Annotated in this window: 21 protein-coding genes and 1 tRNA gene; 12 read left to right on the top strand and 10 right to left on the bottom strand. The window is 68.9% G+C overall.

Annotated elements, in window-relative coordinates:
- Positions 1–62: 62 nt before the first annotated feature.
- The 3 genes from ACWA14_RS09130 to ACWA14_RS09120 form a co-directional block, all read right to left on the bottom strand.
- A complete protein-coding gene (locus ACWA14_RS09130; protein WP_463792636.1) occupies positions 63–248 on the bottom strand; it encodes a hypothetical protein in 186 nt (61 codons plus the stop codon).
- Positions 249–332: 84 nt separating this feature from the next.
- Positions 333–785 carry a ribosomal maturation YjgA family protein gene (locus tag ACWA14_RS09125; protein WP_463792635.1) on the bottom strand — a complete coding sequence of 151 codons (453 nt, stop codon included), beginning with the start codon at positions 783–785 and terminating at the stop codon, positions 333–335.
- 227 nt (positions 786–1,012) lie between these two features.
- Complete coding sequence (locus tag ACWA14_RS09120) at positions 1,013–1,270, bottom strand: helix-turn-helix domain-containing protein (RefSeq protein WP_463797415.1); 258 nt, start codon at positions 1,268–1,270, stop codon at positions 1,013–1,015.
- A 44-nt stretch (positions 1,271–1,314) separates the two neighbouring features.
- Here ACWA14_RS09120 and ACWA14_RS09115 point away from each other — a divergent pair, with 44 nt between their 5' ends.
- Positions 1,315–2,127, top strand: a complete 813-nt coding sequence (locus ACWA14_RS09115; protein ID WP_463792633.1) for a hypothetical protein — start codon at positions 1,315–1,317, stop codon at positions 2,125–2,127.
- A 578-nt stretch (positions 2,128–2,705) separates the two neighbouring features.
- Positions 2,706–3,707: a DUF3644 domain-containing protein gene (locus tag ACWA14_RS09110; RefSeq protein WP_463792632.1), complete on the top strand. Its 1,002-nt coding sequence runs from the start codon at positions 2,706–2,708 to the stop codon at positions 3,705–3,707.
- A gap of 352 nt (positions 3,708–4,059) precedes the next feature.
- Here ACWA14_RS09110 and ACWA14_RS09105 read toward each other — a convergent pair.
- Positions 4,060–4,132, bottom strand: a tRNA-Ala gene (locus ACWA14_RS09105).
- Between the two features lie 74 nt (positions 4,133–4,206).
- Here ACWA14_RS09105 and ACWA14_RS09100 point away from each other — a divergent pair.
- From ACWA14_RS09100 to ACWA14_RS09080, 5 genes are read left to right on the top strand one after another with little or no spacing between them, the layout of a single operon-like run.
- Positions 4,207–5,352, top strand: coding sequence for an NAD(P)-binding domain-containing protein (locus tag ACWA14_RS09100; protein ID WP_463792631.1), 1,146 nt, complete (start codon positions 4,207–4,209; stop codon positions 5,350–5,352).
- A complete protein-coding gene (locus ACWA14_RS09095; protein WP_463792630.1) occupies positions 5,349–6,140 on the top strand; it encodes a hypothetical protein in 792 nt (263 codons plus the stop codon). Before ACWA14_RS09100 ends, ACWA14_RS09095 begins: the two co-directional genes overlap by 4 nt.
- Positions 6,137–6,667, top strand: coding sequence for a hypothetical protein (locus ACWA14_RS09090; protein WP_463792628.1), 531 nt, complete (start codon positions 6,137–6,139; stop codon positions 6,665–6,667). The genes ACWA14_RS09095 and ACWA14_RS09090 overlap by 4 nt, the downstream gene beginning before the upstream one ends.
- Positions 6,668–6,699: 32 nt before the next feature.
- A complete protein-coding gene (locus tag ACWA14_RS09085; protein ID WP_463792625.1) occupies positions 6,700–7,356 on the top strand; it encodes an SDR family oxidoreductase in 657 nt (218 codons plus the stop codon).
- A gap of 58 nt (positions 7,357–7,414) precedes the next feature.
- Positions 7,415–8,581 carry a glycoside hydrolase family 3 N-terminal domain-containing protein gene (locus ACWA14_RS09080; RefSeq protein ID WP_463792623.1) on the top strand — a complete coding sequence of 389 codons (1,167 nt, stop codon included), beginning with the start codon at positions 7,415–7,417 and terminating at the stop codon, positions 8,579–8,581.
- A gap of 4 nt (positions 8,582–8,585) precedes the next feature.
- Here the strand turns inward: ACWA14_RS09080 and ACWA14_RS09075 are convergent, their stop codons facing one another.
- Genes ACWA14_RS09075 through ACWA14_RS09065 form a run of 3 tightly spaced genes read right to left on the bottom strand, consistent with a single transcriptional unit; the run spans position 8,586 to position 11,155 of the window.
- Positions 8,586–9,452, bottom strand: a complete 867-nt coding sequence (locus ACWA14_RS09075; RefSeq protein ID WP_463792622.1) for a 3-methyladenine DNA glycosylase — start codon at positions 9,450–9,452, stop codon at positions 8,586–8,588.
- Between the two features lies 1 nt (position 9,453).
- Complete coding sequence (locus tag ACWA14_RS09070) at positions 9,454–10,479, bottom strand: App1 family protein (RefSeq protein ID WP_463792620.1); 1,026 nt, start codon at positions 10,477–10,479, stop codon at positions 9,454–9,456.
- Between the two features lie 4 nt (positions 10,480–10,483).
- A complete protein-coding gene (locus ACWA14_RS09065) occupies positions 10,484–11,155 on the bottom strand; it encodes a DedA family protein (protein ID WP_463792618.1) in 672 nt (223 codons plus the stop codon).
- Between the two features lie 41 nt (positions 11,156–11,196).
- Here ACWA14_RS09065 and ACWA14_RS09060 point away from each other — a divergent pair, with 41 nt between their 5' ends.
- Positions 11,197–12,525 carry an anthranilate synthase component I family protein gene (locus tag ACWA14_RS09060; RefSeq protein ID WP_463792616.1) on the top strand — a complete coding sequence of 443 codons (1,329 nt, stop codon included), beginning with the start codon at positions 11,197–11,199 and terminating at the stop codon, positions 12,523–12,525.
- Between the two features lie 34 nt (positions 12,526–12,559).
- Positions 12,560–15,136 carry a leucine--tRNA ligase gene (leuS, locus tag ACWA14_RS09055; RefSeq protein WP_463792614.1) on the top strand — a complete coding sequence of 859 codons (2,577 nt, stop codon included), beginning with the start codon at positions 12,560–12,562 and terminating at the stop codon, positions 15,134–15,136.
- Positions 15,137–15,175: 39 nt separating this feature from the next.
- Here the strand turns inward: leuS and ACWA14_RS09050 are convergent, their stop codons facing one another.
- A complete protein-coding gene (locus tag ACWA14_RS09050) occupies positions 15,176–15,853 on the bottom strand; it encodes a response regulator transcription factor (RefSeq protein ID WP_463792611.1) in 678 nt (225 codons plus the stop codon).
- Positions 15,850–17,073 (bottom strand): sensor histidine kinase, encoded by a 1,224-nt coding sequence (locus ACWA14_RS09045; RefSeq protein WP_463792609.1) that lies wholly within the window; start codon positions 17,071–17,073, stop codon positions 15,850–15,852. Before ACWA14_RS09045 ends, ACWA14_RS09050 begins: the two co-directional genes overlap by 4 nt.
- A 172-nt stretch (positions 17,074–17,245) precedes the next feature.
- Between ACWA14_RS09045 and ACWA14_RS09040 the strand changes: the two genes are divergently transcribed.
- From ACWA14_RS09040 to ACWA14_RS09030, 3 genes are all read left to right on the top strand, one after another.
- Positions 17,246–17,944, top strand: coding sequence for an ABC transporter ATP-binding protein (locus ACWA14_RS09040; protein ID WP_463792607.1), 699 nt, complete (start codon positions 17,246–17,248; stop codon positions 17,942–17,944).
- Complete coding sequence (locus ACWA14_RS09035; protein ID WP_463792605.1) at positions 17,941–19,251, top strand: ABC transporter permease; 1,311 nt, start codon at positions 17,941–17,943, stop codon at positions 19,249–19,251. Before ACWA14_RS09040 ends, ACWA14_RS09035 begins: the two co-directional genes overlap by 4 nt.
- Positions 19,252–19,343: 92 nt before the next feature.
- A complete protein-coding gene (locus tag ACWA14_RS09030) occupies positions 19,344–19,955 on the top strand; it encodes a helix-hairpin-helix domain-containing protein (RefSeq protein WP_463792603.1) in 612 nt (203 codons plus the stop codon).
- Between the two features lies 1 nt (position 19,956).
- Here ACWA14_RS09030 and ACWA14_RS09025 read toward each other — a convergent pair whose 3' ends face one another.
- Positions 19,957–20,253 carry a hypothetical protein gene (locus tag ACWA14_RS09025; protein WP_463792600.1) on the bottom strand — a complete coding sequence of 99 codons (297 nt, stop codon included), beginning with the start codon at positions 20,251–20,253 and terminating at the stop codon, positions 19,957–19,959.
- Positions 20,254–20,281 lie beyond the last annotated feature (28 nt).

Raw genomic sequence — 20,281 nt, 5'->3', positions numbered from 1 at the left:
GCCTCCGGATACGACAACGGCCACCTCGACGACGAGGTGGCCGTTGTGGTGTGCGGTGCCGATCAGAGCGAGTCGGACTCGTCAGCCTGCGCACCGTCGGCGGCAACGCGGTCGGCATCGGCGCTGTTGACCTGGGCATCGTCGGCATCGGGGTCGACCGTGGTCTCGCCGTCGACCTCCTGCGTCGGGACGCCGTGCGTGCCGTCGTCGTCGGGCAGTGGGACCAGCGGAGGAATGGGAGTGGACATGAGCGCTTCCTTTCGTCGGATGCTGCTCACGCTACGACGCACGGGCAGCGGGCAGGAGGCGGTTGACCTCGGCGGGCCGGGCCGCTAGGGGCCCTGTCGCGGCAGGCGGGTGCTGCCGGGCTCCGCGCCGGCCGCGCGGGGGAGGCGACGGAATGCCAGGTCGCCGGCCGACGCCGCGGCAGCGCCGACGGTGTACGCCACGAGGTCGAGGGCGTCGAAGCCGCTTCCGAGAACGAGCCGCACGGGCCAGAAGGTCTCCGCCCACGCCGCCGGCAGCCCCGTCAGCTGGAACACCTCGATCAGCGTGCAGATGAGGAGGGCGAGGGTTCCGACGACCGGGATTCTCATCCGCGGAGACACGACGGCGATGAGGAGATAGACCATCACCACGTACAGCGCTTCGCCCAGAAGGTCGGCGGCGGGCCCGCTCCCCGGAAGATGCGTGGCGAGGCCCGCGGCGATGACTGCGACCACGCTGGCTGCCACCCACGTCCGTCGCGCCCGGTCGCTGCTCTTGCGGGACTCGGTCGTGGGCATTCACCCACCCTAGATCGCGGCGCTGAGTCCCGCCTCGGGTGAGACTGTAAGGTCAGCGCAGGCTCGATTCAGAAGAAATCGGGCAGCCGGGGGACAGTGGGTGCAGGCAGTCGCGCTTCCAGCACCGTGCGCACACGCCCGTGTGTCTTCGGAGACAGGTCTTCACCGGGGAAAAACTCGTTCAACAGATCCTCGGCCTGGTCGGCGGTGACGGTCCCCGTGGCGGCCTAAATCGCCGAAGTGTTCCCGGCGGCTCGCAGCCGAGCGATGATCTTACCGGCGGCACGGGCGGCGGGCGTGCGGCCGTGCAGAGCAGCGGGGATCAGTTCGATACCGATGGCGGATGCAAGGTTCTCGACGGTCGACGTCGTGCGGTTGCGGTGACCGTTCTCGATGGCACTGAGGTCGCCTGCGCCGATCCCCGTGCGTGATGCGACGTTGCGGAGCGACGCCCCGGGAGCGTTTTCTCGCTCGTCGCAGCGAATTCGTGATGCTCATACCGCGCCTCCCGTTGTCTAATGCCACAACATTGGATGATTCGACGGGCGAGTTCGTCAGCTCGATCCTGGTCAGCGAAACTTCATCGTCGCGCGCCGAGTGTCGCCCAGATGGCCTACAGACGCCGCCTCACGTTTCTGACATCGTCTTGAATAAAGACACCGGCGGGGAGCCTGCCGGAAAACTATCGGGGGGAACCGAGATGTTCAGTCGATCAAAATCAGGTAAAAGCGGGCTCAGCAAGCGATATTTCAAGAGGAAGCTAGGGGTGCTCGCGGCGGGAGTTGTCGGTGCAACAATCGCCTTGAGTGGGGCGGCGGCACCGGCTCTGGCTCAGGAGGACGAAACACCCGCGCCGGACAGCGGAACGATCGCCCCATCGGAGCAGAGCACTCAGGGTGTGTGTTCAAGCGGTTGGATGTACGTACCGCTTTCGAAGGAGCCAGACGTCCACATCGCGATCGGGCCGTTACAGGCGAACAGCAACAACACGAGCGCGGTAGCCTCTTCAACCTTCACCTCAACAGTGGGCGGTAGCTTCACCGCGCTGGTGGACGGGTCGGTTCAGGTGGGAATCAGCGCGAAGCTCGCCAGCGCGAACGCCGTTCTAGGCACGTCGTACCAGGCGAGTATCACTGCTGAGGTCAATAATGCGATCACGTACGATATCCCAGCGAACTCATACGGCTACGCACAGTACGGCATCTGGCAGAGCAGAGTCGAAGGTGAGGAGCGGAAGATCGTGGGTATCGGCATGGTGTGCAATGTTGTTGAGACGCACAAAAGCGGCTTCAACGCCCCGTTCCTCGTAGGTTGGAATATATGGACAAGCCCGATCTCCTAAGCGCCCGCGCCGCCGTCTTGCTTGGAGCGCTCACGATCAGCCTGGTCGGGTGCAGCGTTCTTGAGGGTGACACGTCACCGACCGTGGCACCCTCTCCGCAATCCTCTAGCCCCGTGGCGACGCCCTCGCCCGTACCATCGCCCGAGTCGTTGACAGCGTCGTGGCTCGAATCGGAAGTTCTCCTCGGGGAACTCTCCAGTGTTCGAGGAACGAGCGAGATCGGGCCAGTCGCGAGCGAGTCCGGCTTCGTCGTGATTTACGTCAAGTGCTACGGCACAGGGAGTATCAAGATTGAGCTGATTGGAGCTGCGAGCTTTGAGCAACAGTGCCGAACAGACGGAGAGACTCGTGGCACACGGAACCAAATACAAACGCTCGCTCCAGACGAGGTAGTCGTCCGGGGTAGCGCAGAAGACTCAAATCTTTGGGCGATCGCGGTGGTTGAGGGCGAGAACCAGAGGTAGGCCCGTCGGAAGAGAACGTAGTAGCAGGAGCTACCGTCCGGCACTAGGGTCGTCTTCGGAGCGAGTTTCCCGAGCTAGTCAACTGTTTGCAGTCCGGCCCCGAGGAGACCGTCGATGAGCGCACCGTACGTCTCAAGCAAGCGTCTGGTCGACAACTCAATCGCCGCAATGCTCGCGGCCGTCGAGGTGTACAACAAGCCGCAGATGACGTACCGAGACGAAGTCACGGTCATGCTCGTCGTCAACGCTTGGGAGCTGGCGCTGAAGGCCACCCTGCGGCAGAAAAGCCGATCGATCTTCTACCCAAAGAAGCGCGGCGAACGCTATCGGTCAATCGCAATCGACGACGCGCTCGGACGTGTTACCGCCAGCAAGCTCTGGCCGGCGGACATCGATGGCCCTGCCGTCGTGGCGAACGTCAAAGCGCTCACCGAGTATCGGGACCGGGCGATTCACCTCTACAACGCGCAGGGTCTCGGCGCGGTCATCTACCCGTTCCTGCAGCAGAACATCCTCAACTATCGGGACTTCATGGTCGCCAAGTTTAAGAAAGACCTGGCCGACTCAATGACGTGGCAGTTGCTCCCGCTCGGTGCGACGGCGCCAGCCGATGCGGTGCAGTTCATGAAGGTCGACAAGAACGCCACGATGGTTGCCGAAGTCGAGGACTTCATAACCGAGCTTCGTCACCTGATGGACGACGCTCAGGCGGCAGGCGGCGACATGGGACGCGTGGCCACGGTCTACGACATCCACATGCAATCGCAGAAGAAGATGAACAGCGCAGACCTCGTGGTTGCAGTCTCACCTACCGCTGACGGGCAGATTGCGATCCGCAAGACCGATCCCAACCAGACGCACCCGTTCAGTGCGACCAAGCTACTCGAGAAGGTCAACGAGAAGCGAACCGGGCGCAAGCTGACGAGCCGTGATCACCAGGCGCTCTGCTGGCAGGACCAGCTCCGCGAGAACCCGAAGTACGCCTGGAAGCACACCATCGGTGCTTCGCACTCATGGTCTGGGGAGACGGTCGCGTACATGGTCTCGCTGACCGACGAGCAGTACCACAGCGCCCGAAAGGGCTACAGCGCGAGCCTTCGTGGAGCCGCGAAGTGACCGGCTTGACCCTCGAACCGATTCTGCGCCGTGCCGGGATAGACCTCGTCGACGCCCTCGTGGCTCGTCATGCCTACGCGGAAGAGCACGAATACGGCGGCCTCCGAGGCATGCACGCGGAATCGACCGACGCGGAGAGGCTCGCGCACACAAACAACCAGTTGAGAACCAGGCGTAGGCACTGCGTCGGGAACGCCCTTGATGCCCCGAGATATCCCGACATATCCCGCTAGAGTCGGCGCGGAGACCGTGACGACGAATGAGGGCAGAGCGACGACAAATTGCCCGCATTCTGGGCACGCGATTGAGTCGCAGATACAAGAAAACCCGCGATTTCTCGCGGGTTTCGTTGTGGACCTGGGGGGACTCGAACCCCCGACCCCCTGCATGCCATGCAGGTGCGCTACCAGCTGCGCCACAGGCCCGAACTCTGCCCCCTGAACCGCGAGGCAACTTGAAAAGAGTACTACACGAATCTGCGCCAGCACCAATCGGGGCCGTGCACTCGGGCGTGCCGCGCCGGGCGCGGAACAACCGCGGCGGTCCGGGCGTTCCGGTGGAGGTGAGCATCCTCGACAGCCTCGTGATCGGCGCGGGACAGGCCGGACTCTCGGCCTCGTATCATCTGACCCGGCTCGGGATCTCGCACGTCGTGCTCGATGCCGACGATGCGCCCGGTGGTGCCTGGAGGCATCGCTGGGACGCCCTCACGATGCGCGACGTGCACGGGGTTGCGGAGCTGCCCGGCGACACCGCACCGCCGCGCGACGCGGAGCGCGCCAATGTCGCGGTGCCCCGGTACTTCGCCGCCTATGAGCGGGAGCACGACCTTCCGATCGTCCGCCCGGTGGCCGTCGATCGCGTGGTCGATGTCGACGGCATCCTTCTGGTCGCGGCCGGGGAACGCGAATGGCGGACCCGCACCCTCGTCAACGCGACGGGCACCTGGACGCAGCCGTTCGTGCCGCACTATCCCGGGATGGAGACCTTCGTGGGGGAGCAGCTGCACACGGTGGACTACCCGGGACCAGAGCACTTCATCGGCAAGCGGGTGCTGGTGGTCGGCGGTGGAGCGTCCGCCGTGCAGTTCATCGGCGCCCTCGCACCGATCACCGAGACGCTCTGGGCGACCCGACGTGAACCGATCTGGCGCGACGACGACTTCACTCCGGAGGCGGGCGCGGCCGCGGTCGCGCTGGTCGAACAGCGCGTCGCTCAGGGGCTGCCTCCGCAGAGCGTCGTGAGCGTGACGGGGTTGATGCTCCGCCCGCAGGAGCGCGAGGCTCAGCGCCGGGGCGCGTACGCCGCGCGCCGGCCGATGTTCGCGCGGATCGAGCCCGACGGTGTGCGGTGGGCGGACGGAACGTTTGAGCAGGTCGACGTGATCCTCTGGGCGACCGGGTTCCGCCCCGCGATCAGCCACCTCGCGTCGCTGCATCTGCGTACCTCCGCGGGCGGCATTCGGCTCGACCGCGACGGGCGGGGAACGACCGCCGTGCAGGACCCGCGCATCCAACTCGTGGGCTACGGACCCTCCGCGAGCACGATCGGGGCGAACCGTGCCGGACGAGCGGCGGCCACCGGCGTGCGGAGAGCTCTCGACGCGATGGTGTCTCCGACGCCGGTGGGTACGCTGGAGAGATGATCCGCATCCTTTCCACGGTCATCTGGCTGCTGCTGTCGGCGTGGCTGGTCATCTGGGTGGGCGAGGGACTCTTCGGGGTGGATCACCGCCGATCGATCCTGCCGTTCGCGGGGGAGGACACGCTGGCCGCGCCGATCCTGATCGGTGTGGCCTGGGGGTTGATCCTCACCTTCGGCGGGATGTTCTCCGGTCTCGGGCGCGGACGCCGGCCGAGGGGCGAGACCGAGATCGGCGTGGGGCGCATCGTGGAGGTGTCGCGCACCGGTCTCACCGTGAACGATGTGCCGCAGTACGACCTGTTCGTGCGCGTCACCCCACGGGCCGCCGAGGAGTTCATCGGCCAGATCCGGACGCTGGTCGATCCGACCGACGTCGGTGAGCTCCAGATCGGCCTGCCGCTGCCCGTGCGCTACAGCCTGACGGATCAGGACACCGTGCAGATGGCCGACCCGACGGACCCGGCCGTGATCGAGGCGATGCTCGCCTGGCGGATCGATCGCGGTCTGATCGACCCGAGCCAGGTCAGAGCCCGGACGACGGGCATCCCGGTTCCGGCATCCGTGTTGGAGGTGCGGCCGACGGGGCGCCGCCGCGAGGGGCAGAGCGAACTCGCCCTGCGGGTCCTCCTGGCACCGGAGGACGCGGCGACCTGGGAGGCGGAGACGACGGTCTTCGTGTTCCCCGACATGATCTCGCGGTTCCAGGTGGGCGCGCCGATCCAGGCGTTCTACCGTCGTGAAGACCCGCAGACCGTCGCGGTGACGCTCGAGAAGGGCCCCGTGCGATGAACCCGATGGACACGGTCGTCTGGCTGCTCAACTTCCCCGCCGCGCACGGCTATGCCGTGGTCTTCATCGCGGGATTCTCGATCCTCGGGCTGTTCGCGATGTCCGCCCGTGGGCGGGGAGGCCCCGGCGCGGCACTGCGTCGGATCCGAGAGCGCGAAGGGCTTCTGGCGCCCGGGCAGTCGGTGCGCGCGCCGGTCGGTCCGCTCCTGCTGCGCATCGCCTTCCGCGTGCTCGCATTCCTGATGCTCGGATCTCTCGTGATCGGCATCCTCAGCCTCACCGGCGTGCCCGTCACCCGCGCCTACATCCACGACAACGGCCGTCCGACCACCGCCAGCCGGGAGGGCGACTGGGTCACCTTCACCACGGCCGAGGGCGTGGAGTACACGGTCGAGAGTGACTTCTTCACCCCCGCGGTCTACCCGGACCGCGACGCCTACATCCCCACCGGTCAGCCGCTGGTCGTGCGCTATCTGCCCGGCCACCCGCAGGCCTTCGTGATCGACAGCTCGCAGACGCCCCGCTGAGATACAGCAGGGCAGACAGAGGAGGAACACACATGTCCCGCATCATCGTCTTCGGCGGCCACGGCCGCATCGCACTTCTTCTCGCCCCGCTTTTGGTCGAGCGCGGCGACGAGGTCACCGCCGTGATCCGCAACCCCGACCACGTCAGCGAGGTGGAGGAACGCGGCGCGACCGCGCTCGTCGCCGACATCGAGCAGATGGACGTGGACGCCCTGGCCGAGATCATCCGCGGCCATGACGCCGTGGTGTGGTCGGCGGGCGCGGGCGGGGGCTCCGCCGAGCGCACCTACGCGGTCGACCGCGACGCGGCGATCCGCTCCATGGACGCCGCCGTGCAGGCCGGCGTCTCCCGCTACGTGATGGTGTCGTGGCTCGGCTCCACCGCCGACCACGGCGTCCCGCCCGAGGACTCGTTCTTCGCCTACGCCGACGCGAAGTGGGCCGCCGATCAGCACCTGCGCAGCACCACGCTCGACGGCACCATCCTGGCACCGGGCGGCCTGACCTTCGACGAGCCGACCGGTCGCATCCAGATCGACCCCGAGGGGCGGGGCGAGGTGTCGCGCGCCGACGTCGCCGCGGTCATCGCGACCGCGCTTCCGGAGCCCGTCACGATCGGCCGCACGATCCGCTTCGGCAACGGCGAGGCGGACTCCGCACTGCCGATCGCCGAGGCCCTCGGCGCCTGAGCCCGGCCGAGGAGTGTGCAGGATGCGGTGGCGTCGGACAGCAGCCGTCAGTGCGGCGATGGCCGTCGCTGTCGCCGCGCTGACGGGCCCCGTCGCGCCCGCCTCCGCCGGTTCCCCTGTCACGAGCGCACCCTCGTCGGCACGGACGGCCCCCGCGGACTCTCCGCGGGGGCCGTCTGCGCAGGCGGCGGCACTGGTGGCCGAGATGACCACGGCGGAACAGGCCGCCAGCATCGTGATGGGCCACATCGGGGGAACGGATCCCGCAGCGCTCCGGGACTACATGGCGGGCGGTTTCGGGGGCTTCATCCTCATGGGCGGGAACATCCCTGACACCGAGGCGGACCTCCGCGCGCTCACCGCCGCCCTCACGGTCGACGCTTCTCTGCCGCCGTTGATCGCCGTCGACCAGGAGGGTGGGATCGTCTCGCGGCTCGACGGCGACGACTTCCCGGCCTCCACCACGCTCAAGGGCCGCCCCGTCGCCGAGACCGCCTCGGCGTTCGCGGCCCGGGCATCCCTCGTCGCCCGCGCCGGGATCACCGTCAACTTCGGCACGGTCGCGGATGTCACCGCGGACCGGCAGTCGTTCATCGACGGTCGCGCTCTCGGTACCGACCCGGCTTCGGCGGCGGAGCGGGTGACCGCGGCGACAGCAGCCCAGGAGCCGCTCCTCGGGTCGACCCTCAAGCACTTCCCCGGCCATGGCGCGGCACCCGGCGACTCGCACAGCGCCATTCCGCGCACGCCGATGAGTCTCGACGCGTGGCGGTCGGCGGATGCCGTGCCGTTCCGCGCCGGGATCGACGCGGGCGCCTCGCTGCTGATGTTCGGACACCTGGCCTACACGGCGGTCGATGCCGCCCCCGCGACGATGTCGGCCGCGTGGCATGAGATCGCCCGCGACGAGCTGGGCTTCGACGGGGTGATCGTCACCGACGATCTCGGGATGCTGCTCTCCTCGGGGGTCGCGGAGTACGCCGATCCGGTCGCGAACGCCGTGACGGCGGTCGCCGCCGGCAACGACCTGGTCCTGACGATCGCCGGTTCGACGGCGGCGACCGCGGGGGACATGGCGGCCGGGATCGCGGCCGCCGTGGAGTCGGGAGTGGTGACACCCGAGCGGCTCACGGAGGCGGCGACCCGCGTGATGACGCTGCGGCTCGAACTCTCCTCCGCCACGTCGGCCTGGACGGTCTGCGCGGAGTGCGAACCGGTCGAGTGAGCTCTCAGGCCACCGGCGACGGGGCGGCCTCGCCGAGCCAGGCGCTCAGCAGAGACACCCGCAGTGCGGCTCCGCGGTCGGCGAACTCCCGCTGCCGGCGCACGTACTCGGCCTTGCCCTCCGGGGTCTCGATCGCGACCGGCGTCACCTGCCATGCGCGGAGGTCGTAGGGCGCGGCCTGCATGTCGAGCAGCCGGATGTCGCGGGCCAGTTCGAAGGCGTCGAGGAGCAGCTCGCCCGGGACGAGGGGACCGAGCTTGGTCGCCCACTTGTACAGGTCCATGCCGGCGTGCAGGCAGCCGGGCTGCTCGAACAGGGGCTGCTCCTCGCGGGTCAGCGGGGAGCGGTTGCGCGGAACCGCTTCAGGAGTGAAGAAGCGGAAGGCGTCGAAGTGCGTGCAGCGCAGGTCATGGTTCTGGACGACCGCGTCGGTTCCCTCCCGTCCCAACCGCAGCGGAACCGCGTGCCGGTGCTCGTCCGCGCGATAGACCATCGCCCACTCGTGCAGGCCGAAGCACCCGAACTGGCCGGGGCGTGAGGCGGTGCGGCGCAGCATCCGCTCGATGAGTCCGGCGAGGTCCGCCTTCTCGGTGGCGAAGGCGGTCGCATCGGGAACGACGGCGTCGCGGGAGCTCCCGGGCCCATACCAGCGCCACCCGGCACGCTCCGGCGCCGCCGCGAGCTCGACGCCCGCCCCGGGGTGCCAGCGACGCAGCTGCGCGGGCTTGTAGCTGTAGTACGAGAACAGGAAGTCCCACACCGGATGCTTCTCACCCCGCTGCGCGCGGGCGCGGTGCGCGGCGGTGAGGGCATCGGCCCGCTCCTGGTGCGCCTGCTCGCGGTCGAGCCACTCGGTGCGTGCGAGCGCCATGTCAGTTCAGGATGCCGGCCTTGCCGAGCAGGTCGCGCAGCCCGGCGCCGTCTTCGGCACTGACCCACGGTGCGGTGTCGGGGCTGTGCTTCTCGCGGCCCGCACGCCCACCGGCCAGCACGGCCTCCGCGGGCAGCAGGCGGCGGATCGCCACGCCGGCCACCGATTCGGGGTGCTCGTCCATGAACTGCGAGTAGATCGACTCGTCGTGCTGTCCGTCGTCGCCGATCAGCAGCCACTTCACGTGGGGGAACTCGGTCGCGAGCCGGCGGAGGTTGGTGAGCTTGTGATCGCGTCCGCTGCGGAACCAGCGATCGTGCGTGGGACCCCAGTCGGTGAGCAGGAGCGACCCCGCGGGGAACAGGTGACGCCCGAGGAAGCGCCACAGGGTGGGAGCGACGTTCCACGCGCCCGTGGAGAGGTAGACCATGGGCGAGCCGGGGTGCTGACGCAGCAGTTGGTCGAGAAGGACGGCCATACCGGGCACGGGGATGCGTGCGTGCTCGTCGAGGACGAACGAGTTCCAGAACGCGATGAAGGGACGCGGGAGTGCGGTGACCATGACGGTGTCGTCGACATCCGAGACCACGCCGAAGGTCGTCGACTCGGCGACGATGAACGCGCGCGCCTCGACGGGGTCCCCTCCGTCGACCGAGACCGTGAAGGTCTGCCATCCGGGCTCGAGGTCGGCGGAGATCCTGGTGTCGATCACGCCGCCTCGATCGGCGATCACACGATGCGTCGTGTCGCCGACGTGCACGTCGACCGCGGCGAAGCTCACCGGGATGCCGACGAAGCTGCGCCAGCCCCGCACGCTGGCGAGCTCGCCGTCCTCCGTGCGCCGCTGCGTCGGGACGATCAGCACACGCCCGACGACGCGCACCCAACCGGGGCCGCCGTAGCCGGGGAAGGGCACGACGGTCGCGCTGCGCCCGCGACGGCGCGCTCGACCCTCTCGCCACACGTGGAAGCGGTGTTCGAGACGCGCGAACCAGTGGATTCGGGGCGCCGGAGGTGCGGAAGCCATTGCTTCAGTCTTTCACGTCGCTCTCGGACTGTGTGTCGGGGGCGTCGAGATGACGCGCCTCGAGACGCGTGAGCAGCTTCTTCCCGAGGTAGGTCAGCACCAGGAAGAGCGCGATCACGCCCACGAAGACGTACCCCGCGTAATGCACACGGTCGACGAGCTCGCGGAAGCTCCCGGCCGCCAGCGAGGTCACCGACACGTACGCCGTCGCCCAGAGCAGGCACGCCGGTGCCGTCCAGGCGAGGAAGCGGCGGTAGGAGAAGTTGCTCATGCCGACGGTGAGGGGGACCAGCGAATGCAGCACGGGGAGGAAACGGGAGAGGAAGATCGCCACGCCGCCGCGCCGCAGCAGGTAGCGCTCCGCACGCACCCAGTTGTGCTCGCCGATGCGCCGCCCGAGCCAGGAATGGCGGATGCGCGGACCCAGCCAACGTCCCAGGAAGAAGCCGATGCTCTCACCGATGAGGGCGCCGATCACGACGGCGGCGACCATGGCGATGCCCTCCCACAGGGAGGTGACGCCCATCGACGCGATGATGACGATCGTGTCGCCGGGGACCACGAGGCCGATCAGCACGCTCGTCTCCAGGAGGACGGCGAGTCCGGCGATCAGGGTGCGGGTGACCGGATCGATGGACTGCACGAAGTCGAACATCCACAGCAGCAGGTCATCCACACACCGAGAATACGGGAGTGCGACGGTCCTAGGCTGAGCAGGTGCCTGATCGTCTGATCGCCCGACCCCTCTCCGTCCGGGCCGACCCCCTCACGGTGTTCCGGATGCTCGAGGCGACCGCGCGCGAGGTCTTCTGGCTGGATGCCGGCGCCGACGCCGCGGAGGGGTGGAGCTTCATCGGCACCGGGGAGATCTCGGCCCTCCCGGAAGGGGTGCGCATCGACGCCCCGCACCCGCACCCGCACCCGGAGACGGGGGCGCCCCCGTTCACCGGGGGCTGGATCGGCTGGGCCGACTACGAGAGCGGAGCACACGCCGCCGGGGCACCGATCGCCGGACGCCTCGACGATCGTCCCTCCTGGATGCGGGCCACCCGAGTCGTCGCCGTCGACCATGCCCGACAGCAGACCTGGGCGCTCGCCGCCCCCGGTGACATCGACGACTGGACCGCGATCCTCGGCGCCGCTCCCCGGAGCGCTCCTGCGCCGGCCCCCGTGGACGCGACCGCGGGGGCGCCGACCGCCCACGCGCGGCACACCCCATCGGAGTACGCCGCACTCATCCAGGACTGCCGAGAGCTCATCCGCGCCGGCATCGCCTATCAGCTGTGCCTCACCACCCGCTTCACGGTGCCCGGCCGCCACGACGCCGTCGCGGCCTACCTCCGGCTGCGCGCGGACACCCCAGCCCACCACGGAGGGTTCATCCGCATCGGCGACCGAGCGCTGCTCAGCGCGAGCCCCGAGCAGTTCCTCCACGCCGAAGGCGGTGTCATCCGCACCCGTCCGATCAAGGGCACCCGCGCCCGCGGTCAGACCCCCGCGCAGGATGCCGCGCTCGCCGCAGAGCTCGCGGTCGACGCGAAGGAGCGCGCGGAGAACGTGATGATCGTCGACCTGATGCGCAACGATCTGTCGCGCGTGTGCGTGCCGGGTTCGATCCGGGTCGAGGGTCTGTGGGTCGTGGAGAGCTACCCCGCCGTGCATCAGCTGGTCAGCACGGTGAGCGGCACCGCGGCGTCGGGCACCACGGTCGGCGGCCTGCTCTCCGCGGCCTTCCCGGCCGGAAGCATGACGGGCGCCCCGAAGCTGTCGGCGATGACGCGGTTGCATGCGATCGAAGACGGACCCCGGGGGATCTATGCGGGATGCTTCGGGTACATCGGCGTAGATGGGGCGCTCGATCTCGCGATGGTGATCCGCAGCATCGTGGTCGAGCCGCACGAGGCGGTCGTCGGCGCGGGTGGGGGCATCACCTGGGGGTCGGTCCCCGCGGCGGAGGTCGCGGAGGTGGCGACCAAGGCGAGGGCGCCGCTGGCCGCGCTCGGCGCTGTCCTGCCGGTGCTCTGGGGTTCCGATATCCTGAACTGATCCCGTTTTTCCCTTCAGATTGGTCGTGTGTTCGTTGTCTGAGAACCTGTCCACCGCTCCGGCCGAGGACGAGTCGTCGTCGGCACACGCCATCCAGGCCAAATGGCAGAAGTACTGGGCAGAGAACGAGACCTTCCGCACGGGCGGGGACGACGACACCCGGCCGCGGCGCTACGTGCTCGCGATGTTCCCCTACCCCTCGGGCGACCTGCACATGGGGCACGCCGAGAACTACCTGTACTCCGACATCGTGGCGCGCTTCTGGCGTCACCGCGGGCACAACGTGCTCAACCCGATCGGCTGGGACTCCTTCGGCCTGCCGGCCGAGAACGCCGCGATCCGCCAGGGCGCGGATCCCCGCGAGTGGACGTATCAGAACATCGCGCAGCAGAAGAAGGCGTTCCACTCCTACGGGGTGTCGTTCGACTGGTCGCGCGTACTGCACACCTCCGACCCGGAGTACTACCGCTGGAACCAGTGGCTGTTCCTGAAGCTGCAGGAGCGGGGTCTCGCCTACCGCAAGAAGAGCGCCGTGAACTGGTGCCCGAACGACCAGACCGTGCTCGCGAACGAGCAGGTCGTCGACGGCCGCTGCGATCGCTGCGGCTACGAGGTCGTGAAGAAGAAGCTCACCCAGTGGTACTTCAAGATCACCGACTACGCGGACCGACTGCTCGACGACCTGAACCAGCTCGAAGGCTTCTGGCCGCACAAGGTGCTGCAGATGCAGCGCAACTGGATCGGCCGCTCCATCGGAGCCGACGTCGACTTCGTGATCGAGGGACGCGAGGAGCCGGTCACGGTGTTCTCCACGCGCCCGGACACCCTGCACGGTGCGACCTTCTTCGTGGTCGCCCCCGACTCCGACCTGGCTGCCGAGCTGGTCGTCGACGCCTCGGAGGACGTGCGCCGCCGCTTCCAGGACTACCTGACGCAGGTGCAGAAGGAGACCGACATCGACCGGCAGTCCACGGACCGCCCGAAGACCGGCATCTTCCTGGAGCGCTACGCGATCAACCCGGTCAACGGCGAGAAGCTGCCCGTCTGGGCCGCAGATTACGTGCTCGCCGACTACGGGCACGGCGCCGTGATGGCCGTTCCCGCGCACGATCAGCGCGACCTCGACTTCGCTCGCGCGTTCGACCTGCCGGTCAAGGTCGTCGTCGACACGACCGCGCCCGTCACGGGAGCGATGCGGGTGATCGAGGTCGACGATGAGGGCGTGCCGATCGACCCCGATGCCGCGCTCGACGAGCAGAACCCGGCATCCACCGGTGTCGCGCTGACGGGCGAAGGCCGCATGATCAACTCCGGCGCACTGAACGGCCTGTCCAAGCGCAACGCGATCGCCCGCGCGATCGAGCAGCTTCAGGCGTCCGGCACGGGTCGAGCGGCGAAGAACTACCGACTGCGCGATTGGCTGATCTCGCGTCAGCGCTTCTGGGGCACGCCGATCCCGATGCTGCACGCCGAGGACGGACGCATCATCCCCGTGCGGGAGGACCAGCTGCCCGTGACGCTTCCCAGCGTCGAGGGCCTCGATCTGAAGCCGAAGGGATCCTCGCCGCTGGGCGCAGCCGAGAGCTGGGTGCGCACGGTCGATCCCGAGTCCGGGGAACCCGTGCTGCGCGATCCCGACACCATGGACACGTTCGTCGACAGCTCCTGGTACTTCCTGCGCTTCCTCTCGCCGAACAGCGACACCGTGGCCTTCGACCCGGCGCAGGCCGCACGCTGGGCGCCGGTGGACTCGTACATCGGCGGCGTCGAGCACGCGATCCTGCACCTGCTGTACGCACGCTTCATCACGAAGGTGCTGTTCGACATGGGGCTGATCGACTTCACCGAACCGTTCTCCAACCTGATCAACCAGGGCATGGTCCTCCTCGACGGCGCGAAGATGTCGAAGAGCAAGGGCAACCTCGTGCTGTTCGAGGAGGAGCTCGACGCCTACGGTGCCGATGCGCTGCGCGTCGGTCTCGCGTTCGCCGGTCCGGTGGAGGACGACAAGGACTGGGCCGACGTCTCGACGACCGGCGCCCAGAAGTTCCTCGCGCGCGCGCTGCGCATCGCGAACGAGGTCTCGAGTGCGGTCGACGTCGTGTTCGACGGCGGGGACGCCGCGCTCCGGCGTGCCACCCACCGCCTGCTGGCGGAAGCCCCGGCACTGGTCGAGCAGACGAAGTTCAACGTGCTCGTCGCGCGCCTCATGGAGCTGGTGAACATCACCCGCAAGACGATCGACGGTTCCGCGGGTGCGGCCGACCCCGCCGTGCGCGAGGCTGCTGAGACCATCGCGGTGATGCTCGACCTGATCGCCCCGCACACCGCGGAGGAGATGTGGGAGATCCTCGGCCACCAGCCCTCCGTCGGGCTCGTCACGTGGCGGTCCGCCGACCCCGCGCTGCTCGTCGAGGACTCGGTCACCGCCGTCGTCCAGATCGGCGGGAAGGTCCGCGCGCAGCTCGAGGTTCCGGCGCGCATCGGCGAGGAGGAGCTCGAGGCTCTCGCCCGCGCGGACGAGCGCGTGATCCGCGCGATCGGCGAACGGGAGATCGTCAAGGTCATCGTGCGCGCGCCGAAGATCGTCAGCATCGTCGTCAAGGGCTGAATCGTCACCGGCTGAGCGGACGCGGGCTCCCGCGTCCGCTCACGGATTCCCGGGGGAGAGCAGGCCGCTCTCGTAGGCCAGGATCACGAGTTGCGCGCGATCGTGCGCGTGCAGCTTCGCCATGATGCGGTTGACGTGCGTCTTGGCCGTGAGCGGCGAGATGAACAGATCGTCCGCGATTCGCTGATTGGCGCGGCCACGGGCGACGAGCAGGAAGACCTCGCGTTCGCGCTCGGTCAGCTGGTCGTACCCCGCAGGCGGAGGCAGGTGCGCGGCGGGCACCGGGGGAGTCTGCAGCACGTACTTCGTGATGAGGTTACGCGTCGCGGTCGGCGAGAGCAGGGCATCACCGGCGTGCACGGCGCGTACCGCGTGCACGATCTCCTCGGGTTCGGCACCCTTGCCGATGAACCCGCTGGCCCCGGAGCGGAGGGCGGCCACGAGGTACTCGTCCTCCTCGAAGGTGGTGAGGATGAGGACTCGGGTCTCCGACAGGGCGGGGTCGGCGCAGATCTCCGCCGTGGCGCCGATCCCGTCGAGGTTCGGCATCCGGATGTCCATGATCACCACATCGGGGCGCAGCTCGCGCGCCGATGCCACGGCCTCCTTCCCGTCGCGGGCGTCGCCCAGCACCTCGATGTCGGCGTGGCCGCTGAGGATGTCGGTGATGGCCTGGCGGATCAGCGACTGGTCGTCGACGACGAGCACAGTGGTCATCCGGAGTTCTCCTTCGTCAGGGGGAGGACGACGGCGAGCAGATAGCCGCCGGGGGCGGGTCCGGCGGACACGGTGCCGCGCACGGCGGCGACACGTTCGCGCAGGCCGAGCAGACCGTGTCCGTTGCCGCCGCCCTCCGCCGCTGTCCGACCGCTGCCGCTCTCGCGGAGCGCGGTGTCGTGCGCCGACGGGACCGGGTTCGTGACGACGATCGACGCGTGGTCGTCGGCGACGGTGAGGAGTACATGGGCCCGCTGCTCCGCGCCGTGCTTGTGCGCGTTGGTGAGCGCCTCGTGCACCACCCGGTACGCCACCAGGGATGCCGCGCCGGTGACCGCCGCCAGATCGCCCTCGACCCGCACGTGCGCCGTGAGGCCCACCTCGCGGAACTGATCGATCAGCTCGTCGAGGTGGTCGAGTCCGGCCTGGGGGGAGGAGGAGCGCTCATCGGAACCGTCCTCGCTGCGCAGGACCTCCAGCAGGTCGCCGATCTCGCCGAGCACCGCACGGGCCGCGCTGCGGATCGAGACGAGCGCTTCGCGGGCTCGCTCGGGTCGTTCGTCGAGAGCCGAGGTCGCGACGCCGGCGTTCAGACTGATCACGGCGATCTGATGCGCCACCGCGTCGTGGAGATCACGGGCGATGCGCAGGCGCTCCTCGGTGACCCGGCGCCTCGCCTCGGCCTCCCGGGTCTGCTCGGCCCGTTCCGCTCGCTCCGTCGTGGCCGTGATGTACTCGCGGCGTGATCGCGTGGCATCTCCCGCCGCGGCCGCGAAGGCCACCGTGATGACGAACTGCACGACCCGCGGATCGAACACGCCGCCGAGCGCCGCGAACAGGCTCAGGACCGCGACGGCCACCACCGCGCAGCCGGTGATGATCAGGCTCTCGCGCCGCGATCGACGGTTGGCGACGCCGAACATCGCGATCGCCGAGGCGATGATGATGCCCGGCGAGAGGGTGCCGATGAGCGCGGCGACGCCGTAGAGGGCGATCACCGCGCCGAGCACCGCGATCGGGAAGCGCCGCCGCAGCGGCAGCAGCAGGGCGGGGGCCACCATCGCCGAGATCGTGAACGCCGTGCGGGGCTCGTGCTCCTGGCCGGGCAGGGGGACGAGGGCGAGGGCGACGATGATCGCTGCGGCCAGCAGATCGCCGACCCAGGCGGGCGGCGTGGGGAACGCGTGGGGACGGTCCTCTCTCCACGCGGTCGCCGGCATCCCCCCATTGTGTCGTGTGCGCGGGGTCCGCGGCATCCACCCACCGCAGACGTCCGTGTACCGCGATCGCGGTACGCGGAATGACCCCGCCCGGTGGACGCGCCGAGCCGGGGCCCCGGGGGAGGGTGGAACACACCAGCCCGGACACCCCGGATTCGACGAAGGAGAACCCATGACGACCCCCATCATCTCGGTACGCGACGTGCACAAGTCGTACGGGAAGGGTCCGAACCGCTTCGATGCCCTGAAGGGCGTGAGCATCGACATCCGCGAGGGGGAGAGTGTCGCGATCGTCGGCAAGAGCGGATCCGGCAAGTCCACGCTCATGCACGTGCTCGCGCTTCTCGACGCGCCCTCGGCGGGCTCCGTGGAGCTGGAGGGCGTCGACACACGCACACTCAAGGGCGCGCGACTGAACCGCACGCGCAACCGCACGTTCGGCTTCGTGTTCCAGCAGTTCTTCCTCACCGCGAACTCGACCGTGCTCGAGAACGTGATCCTGCCGCTGAAGATCGCCGGCATCAGCCGGTCCGAGCGGCGTCGGCGCGGCATGGCGGCCCTGCAGCAGTTGGAGCTCGACGACAAGGCGAAGAACAGGGCTGTCGATCTCTCCGGAGGGCAGAAGCAGCGCACGGTGATCGCGCGCGCCCTGGTCAACAATCCGCGGATCATCTTCGCGGACGAACCCACGGGCAACCTCGACACCCACACGGGAGGCGTGGTGGAGGACATCCTGTTCGCGCTGAATCGGGAGAACGGCATCACCCTCATCGTCGTCACGCATGACGAAGAGCTCGCCGCACGGTGCGACCGACGCATCCTGATCCGCGACGGGCAGCTGCTCGAGGACTCCGCGGCGGTGGCCGCATGAAGACCGTCGACCTGATCGGCTCCGCGATCGCCAACACCTTCCGTTCGAAGACCCGCACGCTGCTGACGATCCTCGCGATCTTCGTCGGCGCGTTCACCCTCACGCTCACGAACGGTCTCGGAACCGGCATCAACGCCTACATCGATGACACGGTCAGCAGCGTGGGCGCCTCCGACATCATGATCGTGACGAAGCCCTCCGAGTCGTCGGCGGCGCTCGGCGGCACGGATTCCGGTCCCGCGGAGTACGACCCCGACAGCATCGAGAGCGCCACTTCGGCCGTGCCGGGTCAGACGGTGGTCGCGTTGACGCCGGATGACCTCGACACGCTCGCCGATGTCGACGGCGTCCTCGACGTGCAGGCCACGAAATCCCTCGCGGCGGACTTCATCCAGTTCGGGGACGGCACCCGGTTCGTGGTGAACGCGGGCAGCCTCGTGGAAGGGCAGACCGTCCAGCTCGCCGCCGGATCCGCACCGGATGACGAGGCGGACCAGGCGCAGCTCGTGCTGCCGGTGTCGTATGTCGAACCGCTGGGATTCGACGACGACGCGGCCGCGATCGGCGAGGTCGTGGTGATCGGGATCACGGATGCGCAGCGGGAGCAGCACCTCGTGCAGGCCACGATCGTGGGTGTCGCCGAGGAGGGGCTCGCCTCGCCCGCGGGTGCCAGCGTCATCCCGAACGATGCGCTGACCGACGAGCTGTTCGAGGCGCAGAACATCGGCGTCCCGGCGGATCAGGTCGAGCGCTATGCGCAGGCGAGCGTGCGGTTCGATCCAGAGGCGACCGATGCCGACGTCACCGCGCTCAAGGACCGCCTGGCGGATGCCGGATACACCGGCAGCACGGTGGCCGACCAGCTCGGGGCCTTCAAGACGGTCGTCGACGGCATCGTGCTGGTGCTCAACGCCTTCGCCGTCATCGCGCTCCTCGCGGCGAGCTTCGGCATCGTCAACACGCTGTTGATGAGCGTGCAGGAGCGCACCCGTGAGATCGGTCTGATGAAGGCGATGGGCATGGGCAGCGGTCGTGTGTTCACGTTGTTCAGCCTGGAGGCGGCGTTCATCGGCTTCCTCGGCAGCGCGATCGGGGCGGTTCTGGCCGTGGTGGCCGGTACGGCGATCAGTCAGGCGCTGTCCGGCACCCTGCTGGCCGACCTCCCGGGTCTGACCCTGATCGCATTCGACCCGGTATCCATCGCGGGTGTGATCGTCGTGGTGATGCTGATCGCGTTCCTCGCCGGCACGCTGCCCGCGGCACGAGCCGCGCAGGCCGATCCGGTGGAGTCGCTCCGCTACGAGTGAGCGGGCCTGCACCGACGCAGGACGGTCGCGGTTATCCACCGCGGCCGTACTGCCGGGCGCTGAGAGTGTGTCCGCGGTCATAACCTGGCGCGATGACCGCTGCCGAGACGTCCTCGCCATCCGGGGGAACGGCCCGCCCGCGGCGACTGTCGCTGAGCTTCGGCGCGGCGGTCGTCCTCGCGCTGGTCGTGCTCTCGGCAGCGGTCGGATTCGGCCTCCTGCGCGGACAGGCGCCACCCACCGAGACCGTGCGACCCGCGGCGGCAGCGGCCACGTCCACGCCCACGGGGGAGCTCTACGTGCACGTATTGGGGGCCGTCGACCGCCCGGGCCTGTACGTCCTCGACCTCGACGCCCGACTCGTCGACGCGCTGGCCGCGGCGGGCGGCACGACGGACGACGCCGACCTCGCCTCGGTGAACCTGGCGCGGCTGCTCGCCGACGGGGAGCAGATCGTCGTGCCGGTGGCGGGGGCCACACCGGGCGGCCCCGGTGCGGCGGCTCCCACCGACGGGCTGATCGATCTCAACACCGCGGATCAGGCCGCGCTGGAGACGCTGCCCCGGATCGGTCCCGCTCTCGCCGAGCGCATCATCGCGTGGCGGGAGGAGAACGGACGCTTCCAGTCGATCGACGATCTGCTGGCCGTGCCGGGGATCGGCGAGAAGCTGCTGGAGGCCATCCGCGACGGCGCCCGGGTGTGAGTCAGGCCTCGGGGTGAGCGATGCCGCGGTTGTGCACGACGAGCGCGAGCACGGTGACCGCGGGGACGACCGCGAGGATCCCCAGCGCCCACCACCCGGCTGTCGCGCTGAGCAGGATCGCCCCCAGCACCAGCAGCGCCGCGCCGATCGCCCGCATCGCGATCGAACCCGGCGGATTGACCGCCGGGCTGCGCCAGAACGGGATGCGGGAGGTCGCGTTCGCGCGGAGCGCCATGGTCAGGGCGGTGAGGAACAGGAGCATCCCCGAGGCCGCGATCAGGATTCCGAACACGTTCATACGATCGACGGTATCAAGCATGCGCGCG

The sequence above is a fragment of the Microbacterium sp. TW_SC_2 genome (genome assembly GCF_055361165.1).
This window is presented reverse-complemented; position numbering and strand designations above follow the sequence as displayed.

What these genes read in the sequence shown, in the direction of transcription:
- ACWA14_RS09040 (WP_463792607.1), top strand. Translation starts at nt 17,246, where the DNA reads ATGACGACCCCCATCATCTCGGTACGCGACGTGCACAAGTCGTACGGG.
- ACWA14_RS09025 (WP_463792600.1), bottom strand. Translation starts at nt 20,253, where the DNA reads ATGAACGTGTTCGGAATCCTGATCGCGGCCTCGGGGATGCTCCTGTTC.
- ACWA14_RS09035 (WP_463792605.1), top strand. Translation starts at nt 17,941, where the DNA reads ATGAAGACCGTCGACCTGATCGGCTCCGCGATCGCCAACACCTTCCGT.
- ACWA14_RS09075 (WP_463792622.1), bottom strand. Translation starts at nt 9,452, where the DNA reads ATGGCGCTCGCACGCACCGAGTGGCTCGACCGCGAGCAGGCGCACCAG.
- ACWA14_RS09130 (WP_463792636.1), bottom strand. Translation starts at nt 248, where the DNA reads ATGTCCACTCCCATTCCTCCGCTGGTCCCACTGCCCGACGACGACGGC.
- ACWA14_RS09050 (WP_463792611.1), bottom strand. Translation starts at nt 15,853, where the DNA reads ATGACCACTGTGCTCGTCGTCGACGACCAGTCGCTGATCCGCCAGGCC.
- ACWA14_RS09125 (WP_463792635.1), bottom strand. Translation starts at nt 785, where the DNA reads ATGCCCACGACCGAGTCCCGCAAGAGCAGCGACCGGGCGCGACGGACG.
- ACWA14_RS09090 (WP_463792628.1), top strand. Translation starts at nt 6,137, where the DNA reads ATGAACCCGATGGACACGGTCGTCTGGCTGCTCAACTTCCCCGCCGCG.
- ACWA14_RS09070 (WP_463792620.1), bottom strand. Translation starts at nt 10,479, where the DNA reads ATGGCTTCCGCACCTCCGGCGCCCCGAATCCACTGGTTCGCGCGTCTC.
- ACWA14_RS09030 (WP_463792603.1), top strand. Translation starts at nt 19,344, where the DNA reads ATGACCGCTGCCGAGACGTCCTCGCCATCCGGGGGAACGGCCCGCCCG.
- ACWA14_RS09095 (WP_463792630.1), top strand. Translation starts at nt 5,349, where the DNA reads ATGATCCGCATCCTTTCCACGGTCATCTGGCTGCTGCTGTCGGCGTGG.
- ACWA14_RS09045 (WP_463792609.1), bottom strand. Translation starts at nt 17,073, where the DNA reads ATGCCGGCGACCGCGTGGAGAGAGGACCGTCCCCACGCGTTCCCCACG.
- ACWA14_RS09080 (WP_463792623.1), top strand. Translation starts at nt 7,415, where the DNA reads ATGGCCGTCGCTGTCGCCGCGCTGACGGGCCCCGTCGCGCCCGCCTCC.
- ACWA14_RS09085 (WP_463792625.1), top strand. Translation starts at nt 6,700, where the DNA reads ATGTCCCGCATCATCGTCTTCGGCGGCCACGGCCGCATCGCACTTCTT.
- ACWA14_RS09110 (WP_463792632.1), top strand. Translation starts at nt 2,706, where the DNA reads ATGAGCGCACCGTACGTCTCAAGCAAGCGTCTGGTCGACAACTCAATC.